Annotated in this window: 19 protein-coding genes; 3 read left to right on the plus strand and 16 right to left on the minus strand. The window is 68.4% G+C overall.

Annotation, left to right across the window (positions count from 1 at the left end; translation table 11 throughout):
• Positions 1–5: 5 nt before the first annotated feature.
• The 8 genes from NUV79_RS19250 to NUV79_RS19285 form a co-directional block, all read right to left on the minus strand.
• The gene (locus NUV79_RS19250) at positions 6–644 is read right to left on the minus strand and encodes a DUF2460 domain-containing protein (RefSeq protein ID WP_257734680.1); all 639 of its coding nucleotides are present in this window, start codon (positions 642–644) and stop codon (positions 6–8) included.
• A 12-nt stretch (positions 645–656) separates the two neighbouring features.
• Positions 657–1,199, minus strand: a complete 543-nt coding sequence (locus tag NUV79_RS19255) for a phage tail tape measure protein (protein ID WP_257734681.1) — start codon at positions 1,197–1,199, stop codon at positions 657–659.
• Between the two features lie 90 nt (positions 1,200–1,289).
• Positions 1,290–1,490: a phage tail assembly chaperone gene (locus NUV79_RS19260; protein ID WP_257734682.1), complete on the minus strand. Its 201-nt coding sequence runs from the start codon at positions 1,488–1,490 to the stop codon at positions 1,290–1,292.
• Positions 1,487–1,831 (minus strand): gene transfer agent family protein, encoded by a 345-nt coding sequence (locus tag NUV79_RS19265; RefSeq protein WP_257734683.1) that lies wholly within the window; start codon positions 1,829–1,831, stop codon positions 1,487–1,489. Before NUV79_RS19265 ends, NUV79_RS19260 begins: the two co-directional genes overlap by 4 nt.
• Positions 1,832–1,841: 10 nt before the next feature.
• Positions 1,842–2,252 (minus strand): phage major tail protein, TP901-1 family, encoded by a 411-nt coding sequence (locus NUV79_RS19270; RefSeq protein WP_257734684.1) that lies wholly within the window; start codon positions 2,250–2,252, stop codon positions 1,842–1,844.
• 82 nt (positions 2,253–2,334) lie between these two features.
• Positions 2,335–2,745 (minus strand): DUF3168 domain-containing protein, encoded by a 411-nt coding sequence (locus tag NUV79_RS19275; RefSeq protein WP_257734685.1) that lies wholly within the window; start codon positions 2,743–2,745, stop codon positions 2,335–2,337.
• A complete protein-coding gene (locus tag NUV79_RS19280; protein ID WP_257734686.1) occupies positions 2,742–3,077 on the minus strand; it encodes a phage head closure protein in 336 nt (111 codons plus the stop codon). Before NUV79_RS19280 ends, NUV79_RS19275 begins: the two co-directional genes overlap by 4 nt.
• A gap of 2 nt (positions 3,078–3,079) precedes the next feature.
• Positions 3,080–3,649 (minus strand): head-tail connector protein, encoded by a 570-nt coding sequence (locus NUV79_RS19285; RefSeq protein WP_257734687.1) that lies wholly within the window; start codon positions 3,647–3,649, stop codon positions 3,080–3,082.
• A 114-nt stretch (positions 3,650–3,763) separates the two neighbouring features.
• Between NUV79_RS19285 and NUV79_RS19290 the strand changes: the two genes are divergently transcribed.
• Together NUV79_RS19290 and NUV79_RS19295 are read left to right on the plus strand one after the other, a co-directional pair.
• Positions 3,764–4,540: a S1 family peptidase gene (locus NUV79_RS19290; RefSeq protein WP_257734688.1), complete on the plus strand. Its 777-nt coding sequence runs from the start codon at positions 3,764–3,766 to the stop codon at positions 4,538–4,540.
• Positions 4,541–4,603: 63 nt separating this feature from the next.
• A complete protein-coding gene (locus tag NUV79_RS19295; RefSeq protein ID WP_257734689.1) occupies positions 4,604–5,449 on the plus strand; it encodes a S1 family peptidase in 846 nt (281 codons plus the stop codon).
• A gap of 6 nt (positions 5,450–5,455) precedes the next feature.
• Here NUV79_RS19295 and NUV79_RS19300 read toward each other — a convergent pair whose 3' ends face one another.
• From NUV79_RS19300 to NUV79_RS19335, 8 genes are all read right to left on the minus strand, one after another.
• A complete protein-coding gene (locus NUV79_RS19300; RefSeq protein ID WP_257734690.1) occupies positions 5,456–6,700 on the minus strand; it encodes a phage major capsid protein in 1,245 nt (414 codons plus the stop codon).
• Positions 6,701–6,723: 23 nt separating this feature from the next.
• Positions 6,724–7,233 carry an HK97 family phage prohead protease gene (locus NUV79_RS19305; protein WP_257734691.1) on the minus strand — a complete coding sequence of 170 codons (510 nt, stop codon included), beginning with the start codon at positions 7,231–7,233 and terminating at the stop codon, positions 6,724–6,726.
• A gap of 175 nt (positions 7,234–7,408) precedes the next feature.
• Positions 7,409–7,609: a hypothetical protein gene (locus NUV79_RS19310; protein ID WP_170843290.1), complete on the minus strand. Its 201-nt coding sequence runs from the start codon at positions 7,607–7,609 to the stop codon at positions 7,409–7,411.
• The gene (locus NUV79_RS19315) at positions 7,606–8,787 is read right to left on the minus strand and encodes a phage portal protein (RefSeq protein WP_257734692.1); all 1,182 of its coding nucleotides are present in this window, start codon (positions 8,785–8,787) and stop codon (positions 7,606–7,608) included. Before NUV79_RS19315 ends, NUV79_RS19310 begins: the two co-directional genes overlap by 4 nt.
• A 37-nt stretch (positions 8,788–8,824) precedes the next feature.
• Positions 8,825–10,087, minus strand: a complete 1,263-nt coding sequence (locus NUV79_RS19320) for a DNA-packaging protein (RefSeq protein WP_257734765.1) — start codon at positions 10,085–10,087, stop codon at positions 8,825–8,827.
• A complete protein-coding gene (locus tag NUV79_RS19325) occupies positions 10,065–10,466 on the minus strand; it encodes a hypothetical protein (RefSeq protein ID WP_257734693.1) in 402 nt (133 codons plus the stop codon). The genes NUV79_RS19320 and NUV79_RS19325 overlap by 23 nt, the downstream gene beginning before the upstream one ends.
• Before the next feature lie 158 nt (positions 10,467–10,624).
• Positions 10,625–11,206: an LOG family protein gene (locus NUV79_RS19330; RefSeq protein ID WP_257734694.1), complete on the minus strand. Its 582-nt coding sequence runs from the start codon at positions 11,204–11,206 to the stop codon at positions 10,625–10,627.
• Complete coding sequence (locus NUV79_RS19335; protein WP_257734695.1) at positions 11,203–12,585, minus strand: M20/M25/M40 family metallo-hydrolase; 1,383 nt, start codon at positions 12,583–12,585, stop codon at positions 11,203–11,205. Before NUV79_RS19335 ends, NUV79_RS19330 begins: the two co-directional genes overlap by 4 nt.
• 191 nt (positions 12,586–12,776) lie before the next feature.
• Here NUV79_RS19335 and NUV79_RS19340 point away from each other — a divergent pair, with 191 nt between their 5' ends.
• Positions 12,777–14,120, plus strand: coding sequence for an Nramp family divalent metal transporter (locus tag NUV79_RS19340; protein WP_257734696.1), 1,344 nt, complete (start codon positions 12,777–12,779; stop codon positions 14,118–14,120).
• Positions 14,121–14,158 lie beyond the last annotated feature (38 nt).

A 14,158-nucleotide genomic window follows, 5' to 3' on the forward strand; every position in this document is an offset into this window, starting at 1 on the left:
GGGCCTCACGGGATAATCTCGACGACGGGGACGCGCGGGATCTCACCGGCCGCAAAGGCGGAGAGATCGACCTCGATCGCGTCTGTGTCGAAGCGGACGGGCACGTCGAAGGCGAAGCCGGCGGTCAGGACGGCAGCCGGCGGCGGGATCGACCCGACGGCGAAGGTGACCTGCCCGGTCGACAGGTTGCAGGAGAAGCCACTGCCCGCGAGCTCGACACCATCCATCGCGACCCGAACCGTGCCGGCGCAGGGCTTGGTGATCTCCCGGCTATAGGCGGACGCGCCGGTTCCGTAGGCCTTGCAGAGCTGGAAGGTGATGGCAATGCCGTCACCGACCCCGATGACCTGGTCGGTCGCGGCCGGCTGCTGCGAGGGTTGGCAGCTCTTCCAGTCGAGCTGATCGCGCCAGCGGAAACCGTGGAGCCTGCCGCGCCGCTCCTCGAAGAAGCTCACCACGGCCGCCAAAGCGTCGAGATTGCGAATGCCGAGCCCGGCATCGTAGCGGCGGCGCGAGTGAGCCCAGCGGCTGTTGCGCACCTCCCGGCCGGAAGCGAGCGTCACGATCTGGGTCTGGCGCTCGGGTCCGCCGCGCGCCCCGCGCGCGACATCGAGCGGGAAACGAACCTCGTGGAAATCCGGCATGTTTCCGCTCCCTCACAGCGCCCGTCGGCCACGCGCGACGGCGCGGGCAATGGCGGCCGAGACCTGCGCCTCCGAGCGGCGGAAGCTATCGGCATCGGGGGTCGAGACCTGCACGACGACATTGAGAGGCCGGCCCTGACCGCCACCGGCACGCACGCCAAGGCGCCCGTCCGGCCCTCGGGCGAGCGGCATGATCGCCTCGGCGCCGCGCTCGCCCATCAGGCCGAGCCCGCGCCCGGTCGGAAAATAGGAGGGCGAGGAAACGATCCCACCCTCGGCGAAGGGAGCGATCGGCACAGTTCCGCCGGAGCCGCCGAAGCCTATACCTCCGAAAAGGCCCGTGAGGCCCTTGACGCCCGTGCTCAACAAACTCGACAGACCGGTCTGAAGCGGTTTCAGCGCGGTCTTGAGCAGGCTGTCGGTCATCGAGCGGCCGACGCTGCGCAGCACATCCTCGAAGCGCTTGCCCTCGACGACGCCGCGCGAGAAGGCGCTGACGATCGACTTGCCGAAGCTCTCGGAGGAGCGGCTCAGCGATTGGGTCAACCGGTCCATCGCTCTCAGATCCGAGAGGCGCCCTCCCGATTCGATACCATCGTCATCCGTCATGACCGTTCTCTCGCTATGGTGGTTTGAGTTGCCGGCTCAGGCGTCGGGAAAGGCGCTCATCAGCGCCGCGAGCGCCGGACGCTCCGGGGCAGAGCCGCGGGACTGATCCTGATGAGCGCGTAGAGCAGCCGCGATCTCGCGCGGCGTCGCGGCCCAGAAACGATCGGGCGGCCAGGCCAAGCGGCCGAGGCCGAAGGCCATCACCTCATCCCAGGGGAAACCCGCCGGCGCGCTCACGCCGGCGGCTGCGGAGGGCGGGCTGCGTCCCCACCCTCGCCGAAAGTTGCCTCAAGCAGCGCGATCGCCGCCTTGATCGCGCCGTTCAGGCCGCCATCGAAGGAGAGTTCCGCGACATCCTCGTCGCGGATCGCTCGGCCCGCTCCGCGCAAGCCGGCTGCGATGATGCGGATGATGTCGCGGGCGGAGAGCCTGCCCTCGACGAAGCGCTCGCCCAACGCGGGGAGGCTGTCGACGGAGAAGGCATGCTCGAGCTCGGCAAGCGCACCGAGCGTCAGGCGCATCGGCAGGGTTTCGCCGGAGACCAGGAGCGCGGTCTCGCCGCGAAGACGATTGACCATGACCGCCTCCTCAGAGCGCCGCAAAGGCCAGAAGACCGGCGGATTCCAGCGACAGGTCGAAGGTGACCTCGCCGGCATGGTCGCCGCGGTACTCCAGGCCCGTGAGCTGGAACGGCCCGGAAACCGTGCCGAAATCGGGCACGACGATCTGCCAGTCGCGGATCACCCCGTCGAAGAAGCTCTGACGAACGAGCGCGTCGGAGGCCTCGTCCTTGAAAATGCCAGCGCCGCTGATGCTGGCGCGGCGCACGCCGGCCCCCGCCAGCAATTCGCGCCAGCGCCCTACCGATTCCGAGTGCGTCACGTCAACGGTCTCGGCATTGAAGGCGATCTGTCGCGCCCTCAGGCCGGCAACCGTGACGAAGCCGCCAGCGCCATCTCCCGCCTTGAGCAGCAGGTCCTTGCCCTTCTGTGCCGCCATGCGGCTTCTCCTTTGTGAGCTGAAGCATTTTCGAGCGAAGTGGAGGCCGGTTCGCGTGAAGAAAATGCGATAAAACAATGGCCTAGAGCGTTTCGGTGGCGGCGCGGAAGCGGATCGTCACCTGAGCCAATCCATTGCGGGCCTCGCGAGCGAGTCGGCTCGACAGCCAGCGCAGATTGACCAGCGCATGCCCGTCCAGGGTGAGGTCGACCTGATCGAGCGCAGCGACGATCAGGCCTGCGGCTTCCAGCGCCTGCCGTGACGAGCCGCTCTGTGCGGCCCAGACGACGAGCGCGAATTCCTGCTCGCAGCCCCCGTCGCTGCCGGTCGACCAGTCGCGTGCCTCGACGTCGCCATGGACGACATAGAGCCCGCGCGCCGCGCGCGGAGCCTCGTCGAAGATGCGGTCGGATCCGATCAGCGTGGCCAGACTGGCGTTCGCCACCAGGCGCGCCTGGACGGCCGCGCGCAGGGCGAGGATGGCGCCGCTCATGGCGTCACCTCCTCGGCGAGGCAGATCAGACGCCGGCGCGCACCATCGGGGTCGGCCGCGGAGCGAATGTCGAACAGGCGATCGCCATCGCGCAGGCGGCGGCCGGCATCGACGTCATCGCGCCAGCGCATCGTGATACGATAGTTGCGTGACTGCTCAGGCCGGCCCTGCCGCCAGGCCTCGGTGCCGGAAGTCCACTCGACCTGAGCCCAGAGCGCAGCGACGGCCTCGAAGACCTGCGTGGCTCCGCCGAGCCCGTCCGGCGATGCGACCGGCGCCTCCAGCACGAGCCGGCGCCGCATCCGGCCGATGACCGCGGGTTCCTGCGCCATCTTCAGAGCCTCCCGCGGCGAAACGGCGCGACCAGTGCGGCGATCGCGGCCGGCAAGGCTTGTGCATCGCGCCCGGCGACGTCGCCGCGCTGCTCGAACCAGCGGGCGGCAAGGCGCAGCACCGCCTGCCGCAGCGGCGCCGGCACGGCCGCAGCCGTTGCCCCGAAGCCGACGACGATATCGATCTCGATCGCGCCATGGGCCCGACCGATCTCGGGTACCTCGCCCGTCAGGCGGATGACCGGCGGATCGGCAGCCTTGTCCGGGGTCAGAGAAGCGGTTGCGACGGCCTGCGCCGCACCCAATACGTCGTAGACACGCGCGGCCTCGATCCGTAGCAGCGGTGAGAGCGGCAGGCGGATCACGCCACCCGCAGGCCAACGATCCAGCACGATGCGCCAAGGCTGCTCGATCAGGCAGCGGCCGGACGCTGCCTCGATCATCAGCCGGGCCGCGGTAATGAGCGTAGCAAGCAAGGCGTCCTCATCGGTTTGATCGAGGCGCAGAAACTGGCGGGCTTCAGTGAGCGTCACCGGCTCCATCACCGGTGGGCCCAGGGCAAGCGGCGTCATGGGCGCTCCCTTCATTCGTTCGATTTCATGGATTCGACTGCGAAGCTGCGGCCGAGAGGGTTCATCTGCGGCGCCGGGCGCGCTATTCAGCGCCCTCTCGGAGAGGAGCACCCGATGCACATCGCCAACCGGATCGTCGCCATCGGCATCGCCTGCGCCGCCGCAGGTTTCGGGAGCCTGCCGGCACAAGCCGTCGTCGCTGGGCAGGAGGGCGGGCCGGAAGCCGGCTCGACCTTGATGGTTCTCAACGCCCGCGGCGGGGTCTGCACCGGCATCGTCCTGTCGGCGCGCGCCATCCTGACCGCAGCGCATTGCGCGGCCGGCGGCGCGGAATTGCGGGTTCACTGGCGCCAGGGTGGCGAGCCCGTCCTCGTCGTGCCGTCATCGGTCGCGATGCATCCCGAGTTCGACGCCGGCGCGATCCGCAGCCGCCGCCGCACAATCGACCTCGCGCTGGTCCGGCTGGCCGAGCCCCTGCCCGGCCAGTTCAGCGTGGCCACGCTCGTCGACGGTTCGCTGCCGCGAGCCGGCAGCAGCGTCACGCTCGCCGGCTACGGCGTCTCCCGTGAGGGTGAGGCCCGCAGCACGGGCACCTATCGTTCAGCAGCGCTGACGACGGTCGAGCCCTACGGCCCCGGCCGCATCCTGCTCTGGGCGGCCGACGGGGCTGGCGGCGGCAAGCGACCCGGCGCCGGCGCCTGCCAGGGCGATTCCGGCGGGCCGATCTTCGGCGATGACGGCGTCGTCGCCGTCACGAGCTGGTCGACCGGGCCCTCCGGGCGCCAATGCGGGCTGCTCAGCCAGGGCGTGCTGGTGGCGCCGCAGCGAGGCTGGATCGATTCCACCCTGTCGAAATGGGGCGAAAGCGCCCGCTGGACGCGCGGCAGCTGACGGAAGGGCTGGACTGTACCGCGCCACAGCCTAGATTGATGGGCCGGTCCATTGGTTCGTTTCATGATCTCGCGCTCGTCACTTGCTCTTGCCTGCTTCCTTGCCGCCAGTGCCGTTCAACCGGCACTTGCCGTGGTCGGCGGCGTCGATTCGCGCGATGCGCTCGGCGCCCGCGCCTCGACCGTCCGGGTCGAGACGAGCCGCGGCGAGCTCTGCTCGGGAGCGGTGATCGCCCCTGAAATCATTCTCACGGCGGCGCATTGCCTGATGGGCGGCGGCTCGATCAGCGTCGTCAGCCTCGACACCCGTTTCCGGGCGCGCCGCCAGATGGTGGTCGCGGTGCTGCCGCACCCGAGCTTCGTGCCGGGAACGACGCCGCGCACCCAGCCCGGCACCGACCTTGCCCTGCTGCGTCTGGCGCAACCCCTGCCTGGCGATATACAGCCTTTGACGCTCGGCAGCGGTCTCTGGCAGGGCGAAACCGTCACCATGGCCGGCTACGGGCTCTCGGCGGAGAACAACAAGCGCACGGCACGGCGACTGCGTGAGACGCAGCTCGTCAATGCCGGCAACTACACCACCCAGAATACCGTCAAGGTCGCAGTCGATGCCGAGAACCGCGGCGAGACGCCGGGAGCCGGCGCCTGCCGTGGCGATTCCGGCGGGCCGGTGCTGCGCGGCAGCGGGGCCCGCTCGCGTGATCTCGTCGGCATCGTCAGCTGGTCCAGCGGCCCGCTGAAGACGCAAGCGCGCCGCATCTGCGGCGGCTTCACCGCGATTACGCCGGTCAGCGATTATCGCAGCTGGATCGCCGAAGGCACCGCGCGGCTACGCTCGCTCGGCAGCGAAGCGCCCCCGGAGCAGGCCGCCGAGCCGCGCGCCGCCTTCAGCTGGTGGTTCTCGCGCTGATCAGCCCTAGACGGCGAATTTCAACCCCTTGATCGCGGCGAAGTCCTGCACGCCGCCGCCGACGCGCTTGGTCGTGTAGAACAACACATAGGGCTTGGCGGAATAGGGATCGCGCAGGATGCGCACGCCGGCCCGGTCGACGACGAGATAGCCACGCCGGAAATCGCCGAAGGCGATCGAGACCGCGTTATTGGCGATGTTCGGCATGTCCTCCGCTTCGGCAAGCGGGAAGCCGAGCAGCGTCGCCGGCGCGCCGGCCGAGGCCGGGGGCTGCCAGAGATAATGGCCGTTGGCGTCCTTGAACTTGCGGACGGCCGCCTGCGTCTTGCGATTCATCACGAAGGAGGCGTTCTGGCGGAAGCCCGCCTTCAGCGCATAGACGAGATCGACCAGCACGTCGGAGGGGTTCGAAGCCGGGAACGCACCGGCGACGCCCGTATTGAGCACGCCGATATTGCCCCAGCTCCAGCTGGCATCGGCGACGGTCGGATAGGCCAGGAAACCCTTCGGCTTGTCGACGCCGTCGCCGGTGACGAAGGCCGCACCCTCCTGCTCGGCGAAAGCGCTCTCGACCTCCTCGGCGATCCACTGGTCGATATCCACGATTGCATCGTCGAGCAGCGTCTGGGTCGCGGCCGGCATGGCGTAGAGTTCCATGGCCGGGAAGGAGAGCTCGGCCAGGGTCGGCGAAGCGCCTTGCGGCCGCGCCGCCGTCTCGGCCACCCAGCCGGAAGCCGGGCCGGTCGTCGAAAAAGCCTTCTTGTAGGTGCCGGACGAGATCGTGCGAACCGTGGCGAGTGAGCGGATCGGCGAGACATTGGCGAGGCGACGCAGGATCTCGCCCTCGACGGTCGCCGGGGCGAGATAGCCGCCATCCGGGCCGGAGCCGGCCGAGAGCGCCTTGGATTCCAGCCGCTTCAGGCCGCCGGCCTCGCCGGTGCGGACGTAAGAAGCGAAAGCCGCCTTGTGCTCCGCCGTCAGCGGATCACGCGGGCCGTCATGACCGAGCGCCGGGCGGGCGCGCTCCAGCGTCAGCCGGTCGATGCGGCGCATGGTGTCGTCGAGCGCCGCATCCATGCGGACGAGCTTCTCCTCGGTCAGCGGATCGACACTCTGGCGCGCCTCCAGGCCGGCGAGGCGCTCCTCGTTGGTGGCGCGGTAGTTCTCCAGCGTGTAGCGCAGGTCCTCGAAAGCCAGCGCGAGATCGCCGCCGGCGGCCTTGGTCTCGGGCGCGGTGTTGAGATGGCTCATGGTCTCTCCTCGGGGGTGATGGGTCAGATGAACGCGGAGGGCCTGGTCGCCTTGACGGCGGCGATCCGGGCCTGCGGCAGCATCGGGAATGTCACGATCGACACCTCCCATAGATCAATGCGTTCGAGCCGGCGCAGGCCGGTTCGCGGTTCGGTACGGGCCTTCTCGTGGCGAAAGCCGATCGAGAGCCCGTCGATCGCGCCATCCCGCATCAGCGCGTGGAGCTCGCGGGCCCGGGCGACGGCGAGCGACAACCGGCCGCGCACGAACAGTCCGCGGCTATCCTCGACCAGGCTCGACCAGCGGCCGATCGGCTCGGCCGGGTCGTGCTGCCAGAGCATCTTCACACCGGCCGGCCCACGCCTTTGCAGGCTCTCGCGGAAGGCGCCGGGCTCGACGATGTCCTTGCCGAGATCGGGGATGCGGAAGAGGCTGGCATAACCTTCGAAGACGCCGTCCAGCCCGATCCGGGCCGGCTGGAGCGGCAGCAGCTTGGATTCGAACGAGGCGCGGGCCGAGCTGCGCGGCATCATCGATCGCTCTCCGCGCCGTCCCGGCCGCCCTTCGTTCGCCCGGTCTCAAGCTTCGCGAGCTGGCTGACGAAGCGGCTGAAGGTCTCGACAGGCGCGCCACTGCGCGACGCCCTTCCCACGCGGGCTGGCTGTGCGGGAGCCTTGGGCGGCGGCTTGGTTGCGCCGTTTCTGCCTTTCATGACGGGTCCCCCTCGTGGCGTGCGTTGAAGCGGTTGAGTTCGCGGACGAAATCGTCGAAGCGGCGATTGGCGGCGGTCAACTCGCGCAGGACGAGCCAGGCCAATCCCGAAGCGCTCGCCGCCCAGAGCAGCAGGCCGAGATGGCCAACATCGGCACGGCCGACGAAGGCCGCGACGACCTGTTCGAGCATGTTCATGAGGTCTCCTTCCCGGAGGCGCGCCGGCCGTAGCCGACGGCCTCGCGCTTCTCGTCCTCGTCGAGGAAGGCGGCAGCGCCGAGCCGCCGCCAGAGCGATTCCCGCTCCTCGGCCAGCGCCTCGATCGCATCGAGATCGGGCTCTAGCGTGAGTTCGTCGCCGAAGGCGGGCCCAAGCCATTGCGCCAGCGACTGCGCCGTCCGGCGCACCAGCGGAATGACGGTCTGGCGCCAGAGCGCCCGGTTGGCCTCGGCGAAATTGGCGTGGGTGTTGTCGCCGGGCAGGCCGAGCAGCAGCGGAGGCACGCCGAAGGCGAGCGCGATCTCACGGGCCGCGACGCCCTTGGCGGCGACGAAATCCAGCTCCGCCGGCGTCAGCGAGAGCGGCTTCCAATCGAGCCCGCCTTCGAGCAGCAGCGGCCGGCCGGCATTGCGGGCGCCTTGGAAAGAGTCTTCCAGCTCCTGCTTGAGGCGCTCGAACTGCGCCTCGGTCAGCGTCGCGCCTTCCGGCCCGTCATAGACCAGCGCGCCGGAAGGCCGCGCGGCATTGTCGAGCAGGGCCTTGTGCCAGCTTCCGGCGGCATTGTGGATGTCGAGCGACACCGCGGCAGCTTCGATCGGCGACAGGCCGTAATGGTCGTCGACGGGGTGGAACAGCGTCAGGTGCAGGATCGGCGGCAGGCCGCCCTCGTCCTGCCGGAAGCGCACCGTGTCGCCGCCGACCGCATAATCATAGGCTTCCGGCCAGCCGTCGCGGCCGGGCACGACGCGCATCCGGTCGGGCCGGAGCGCATAGAGTTCGCGCGGCTCGCGGCCAGCGCTGACCGCCTCGACATAGGCGTTGCCGGCAACGAGCAGGTGGCCGACCAGCATCTCGCGGAAGGCGATGCCGCCCTGCCGCGGATTGGGCCGCTCGATCAGGGCAAGCGCCGGATGCTCCGGTACCTCGCGCGTGCCGAGCTTGGCCACGAGCGGGGTCTGCGCGGCCGCTTCCGCGATCAGGCGGATGCAGCGATGCACGACCGGATTGCGCTCATAGCCCTCCCGCGAGAGCGCGACATAGTCGCGGGGCGTCCAGACGGCGCGCCCGGCTTCGTGCAGCGCGATCAGCGGCCCGACGCGCGAGCGCTTCTGGCCCGGCGCGGCTCGGCCGCGCAGGCTGCGAAGAAAATCGAACATGGATGTCTCGCTGTTTGAGCGTGGAGGAAGCGAAGGGCTAGATGCCCCGCACCCGCGGCCGGGCCTTCGGCGCCAGCATCAGATGGGTCAGCGCCCAGACGAGTGCGTCGAGCCGGTCCGGCGAGCGGCCGGTTTCGAGGCCGCGCGGCCCGAAGGCACACATCTCGTCCTCGAGCGCGGGAAAGGCCCCGGCATGGCGCACGCGTCCCTGTGCATAGAGCGCGGCGACCGGCTCGGCGCGCAGATACTTGCCGCGCGTCGCCCGCACGGAGACCACGGGCACGCCGGCATCGACCTCGCGGATGATGCTCTCGACCATCTCGCCGCCCTGGTTGACCTCGACGACGAGCGCATCCGCCTCGTGGCGACGATAGAGCGTGACCGCCCTCTCCGCCCATTCCTGCGGTCGCGCGCCGGCCAAGGTCGCGTCCTCCAGCACATGGCCGACACCGTCATGATCGAGGCCGGCGACGACGAGCCCGCACCGATCCGCCCGCTGCGAAGAGGTCGCGGGAGGATCGACGGCAACCGCGATGCGGGCGAGCGCGGGCGTCTTGGGCTCGCGTGCCGCCTCGATCATGGCCCGCGTCCAGAGCGCGTCCGGGCTTTCCTCGACGATCTCGCCGTCGAGCTCCTGTCGGCCGAGCCGCGTGCCGCCGTAGGTCTGCGTGACCGTGCGGACGAACTCGGCGGCGAGGTTGTAGCGGTTGTCCTGCGTCCGCGCCCGGCTTACCGCGACATGAGGTTCGACCAGCAGGCGCTTCACCAATGGCAGCGGACGAGGCGTCGTCGTCACGACCTGGCGGGGATGGTCGCCAAGGCGCAGACCGAATTGCAGCATATCCCAGCACTCCCCGAGGTTCGGCCATTTCGCCAGCTCATCGGACCAGGCGGCGCCGAATTGCGGGCCGCGCAGGCCCTCCGGGTCTTCAGCGGTGAAGACCTGCGCGATCGCGCCGTTCGTCCACTGCAGACGGCGCAGCGAGGGCTGCCAGACCGGGCGCTCCCAGCGGTTGTGAATCGATAGCAACCCGGAGACGCCCTCGATCATCACGTCGCGGACCTGTCCTTGCGTCTCGCCAACGAGGGCGATCCGCTCTGTCGGCATATCCGCGAAGGGCGGGTGGCCCAGCGCCATGCCCCTGACCCATTCGGCGCCAGTGCGGGTCTTGCCGGCGCCGCGCCCGCCCAGCACCAGCCAGATCGGCTTCAGCGGTTCGGGCGGCAATTGATCGGGGCGCGCCCAGATCTCCCAGGTGCTGCGAATGAGCTCGACGTCATCCGCCGTCGCCGTCGGCATCAGCTTCTTGAGGATTCTCACGCGCGTCCTGAGCGGCCAGCGCTTCAAGACGTCGAGCAAGATCCTGACGGAGCTGTGCGACATGTCGCAGATCGTCGGCAGCGGAAGGGTCATCCGAGCGCTTGTCCTTCCTCGTGGCAGGGGGCTCCTCGATCGCGACCAGCTCGCGCACGGTGCGGGCGAGCACGGCGAGCGCCTTGGCGTCGGCCTCGCTCGCGGTCGTGCCCTTCGGCAGGTCGGCGAGATGCTCCTCATGCGTGTCGATCTGGCGCTTGGCGGCGCGCCAGAGCTGGCCCACCACCGCCTTGCGCGAGATCGCTTTCCGTTTGGATTTCAGCCCTGCAGCCAGCTGCGGCGTTGTCTCGTCCTCTTCGGCCATCGCATCCTTCCCGATGAAGGCACGAAAAAGCCGCCGGCTGGGGAGCGCGGCGGCTTCGTTCGGGCAGATTTCGTGAGCGTTCCTGATCTCTACCGGATCAGCGCGACGATGTCAAGGACAAAATTCCTACAATCCTGAGATGTATCGCGTGACCGGTATCAGGCCTGCTCCTTCTCGATCCACTTATAGGTCGCAGCCGGGACGTAGTTCTGCATCCGGTCGAGCAGCGTCGCCGGCTCGGTGTCGGTCATCGCCATCGCCCGGTGGTTCTGCTTGAGGAAACCGGCCTCGACGGTGCGGTCGAGGAAGGTCGCCAGCGGATCGTAGAAGCCGGCGACATTGAGCAGGCCGAGCGGCTTGGCGTGAATGCCGAGCTGGCCCCAGGTCCAGATCTCGAACAGTTCCTCGAAGGTGCCGATGCCGCCGGGCATGGCGATGAAGCCGTCCGAGAGTTCGGCCATGCGCGCCTTGCGGGTGTGCATGGTGTCGACGACCTCGAGCCGGGTCAGCCCGACATGGCCGACCTCCTTGTCCCTCAGCGCCTTGGGGATGACACCGTGGACCTCGCCGCCGGCCTCCATCGCCGCATTGGCGACGATGCCCATCAGGCCGACCGCGCCGCCGCCATAAACCAGCGTCAGGCCGCGCCGGACGATCTCCGCGCCCATGGCGCGGGCACCCGCCGCATAGACGGGGTCATTGCCGGGATTGGAACCGCAGAAAACACAGACAGATTTCATGAACCGAGAGCTTGCAAGATGCGGGCCCAGGAGCGCTGGCCCTTGTGGAAGGAAGACAGGTCGTATTTCTCGTTGGGCGAATGAACGCGGTCATCGTCGAGGCCGAAACCGACGAAGAGCGTGTCGATGCCGAGCGTGCGCTTGAAATCGCCGCCGACCGGGATCGAGCCGCCGCTGCCGATCGAGACGACACGCCCGCCCCATTCCTCAGCAAGCGCGACGCGTGCCTTCTGGAGCACCGGCGAATCGACCGGCACGGCGAGTGCCGGCGAGCCGGAATGGCTGATGAACTCGGCCGTCATGTCCTCGGGCAGGCGCTCGCGGATGAACTGGTGGAAGGCGGCGGCGATCTTGGCCGGGTCCTGATCGCCGACGAGGCGGAACGAGACCTTGGCCGAGGCCTGGCCCGGAATGACCGTCTTGCTGCCCTCCCCAGTATAGCCGCCCCAGATGCCGTTGACGTCGCAGGTCGGGCGCGACTGGATCTGCTCGATCAGCATCCGGCCCTTCTCGCCGATCGAGTGCTTCAAGCCCACCTGGCCGAGGAATTCCTTCTCGGTCAGGTTGAGATCGGCCCACTCGGCCTTCTGGGCATTGGTCGGCTCGTGCACGCCCTCGTAGAAGCCGGGAATGGTGATGCGGCCGGTCTCGTCATGGATCTCGCCGAGAATACGCGCGAGGAGATGGATCGGGTTGGCGGCCGCGCCGCCGAACAGGCCGGAATGCAGGTCGCGATCGGCTGCCGTCAGCGTGACCTCCTGATAGACCATGCCGCGCAGCGTCGAGGTGATCAGCGGGGTCTCGCGGTCCCACATGCCGGTGTCGCAGACGAGCGCGTAGTCCGCCTTCAGCTCGGCGGCATTGGCCTTGATGTAGCCGGGAAGATTGACCGAGCCCGACTCCTCCTCGCCCTCGACGAGGATGGTCAAGCCGATCGGCAAGTCGCCAGTCTCGGCCAGCGTCGCACGAACCGCCTCGATGAAGGTCATCACCTGGCCCTTGTCGTCGCAGGCGCCCCGCGCCGAGATGATCTTGCGGCCGGGCTCCAGCTCGCGGACCATCGGCTTGAACGGATCGGTGTCCCAGAGGCTGACGGGGTCGACCGGCTGGACGTCGTAGTGGCCGTAGAACAACGCGTGCGGCGCACCCGGCTTGGGGCGATGGGCGAGGACGACAGGATGCCCGCCGGTCTCGCGCAGTTCGGCCTTGAAGCCGAGCTCTTCCAGATCGGCCCGCAGCCATTCGGCGGCGGCGCGGGTCTGCGCATTGAAGGCCGGATCGGTGCCGATCGAGGGGATTTCGAGCCAGGTGGAGAGACGGTCGAGCGAGGCGTCGAGCCCGTCGTCGAGACGGGCGAGAATGGCGGGAAGCTTGGTCATGGCAGCCATCGGATGCGATTCAGATGACGGCATCATGGCAAGGCTAGGTGCAGGCGTCAGCCCATGTTCACGCATGCCGGACAAGCCTCGCCTGCCCGACCAAGCGCTAGTTGCTAACCATTCGCAACTGCATTGACATGCGCACCCGGAGCCTATACCGCTTATTGCAATCAAGTCGCCAAGGCCTTGCCATGTCGGAGAGTTCCACGGAATCCGCCTCCATCTGGCTTCGATCGCGTGGCGAACCTTCGCTGACGGATGTCTTCCGCACCATCAAGGTGGCTCCGACTTCGTCGAACTGGCGCAAGTTCCTTGCCTTCTTCGGGCCGGGCTATCTCGTCGCCGTCGGCTACATGGACCCGGGCAACTGGGCGACCTCGCTCGCAGGCGGTGCCCAGTACGGCTACACGCTTCTCGTCGTCGCGCTGATCTCCAACCTGATGGCGATCACCCTGCAATCGCTCTGCGCGCGGCTCGCCATCGCCTCCGGCCGCGACCTCGCCCAGGCCTGCCGCGACGCCTATCCGCCCTATATGGCCTGGCCGCTCTGGCTGCTCGCCGAGCTTGCGATCTGCGCGACCGATCTGGCCGAGGTGATCGGCACCGCAATCGGCCTCAACCTGCTCTTCGGCATCCCGCTGGAAATCGGCGTCCTGATCACCGCCTTCGACGTCTTCGTTATCCTGTGGCTCCAGACGCGCGGCTTCCGCTGGATCGAAGCCTTCATCATCACGCTGCTCGTTGTCATCGCGGTGTGCTTCGGCTTCCAGATCGCGTTGGCCGATCCGAACTGGGGCGAAGTCATCCGCGGCTTCGCGCCGACGACCGAGATCGTGACCAACCCGAACATGCTCTACATCGCGCTCGGCATCATCGGCGCGACAGTTATGCCGCATAACCTCTACCTGCATTCCGGCATCGTGCAGACCCGCGCCTATGGCGAGACTGTGCAGGAGAAGCGCGAGGCGCTGAAATTCGCGACGATCGATTCCACCGTCGCGCTATGCTTCGCACTCTTCATCAACGCCTCGATCCTGATCCTGGCCGCCGCGACCTTCCACAAGACCGGCCACACCAACGTCGCCGAACTCGGCCGGGCGCAGGAACTGCTGCAGCCTCTGCTCGGCGCCTCGATTGCACCGACGCTCTTCGCCATCGCGTTGCTCTGCTGCGGCCTGAACTCGACGGTGACCGCGACGATGGCCGGCCAGATCGTGATGGAAGGCTTCCTGCGCATCCGCCTGGCCGCCTGGATGCGGCGGCTGGTGACACGCCTCGTCGCCATCGTACCGGCGATTGCGGTGACGATGATCTATGGCGAGGGGCAGACGGCCAAGCTCCTGATCCTGAGCCAGGTCATCCTCAGCCTGCAATTGCCCTTTGCGGTGGTGCCGCTGGTTATGTTCACCGCGTCGAAGACCAAGATGGGCGCGCTCGTCGCTCCGCGCTGGCTCAGCCTGACCGCGGCCATCATCGCCGCGATCATCATCGCGCTGAACCTCAAGCTGCTCTACGACTTCGCGACGGGTGCATGACCACCCGCCGTCACGCTCGGGCTTGACCTGAGCAGCTC

It is taken from the genome of Allobosea sp. 47.2.35 (assembly GCF_024655635.1).
Classification (GTDB): Bacteria; Pseudomonadota; Alphaproteobacteria; order Rhizobiales; family Beijerinckiaceae; genus Allobosea.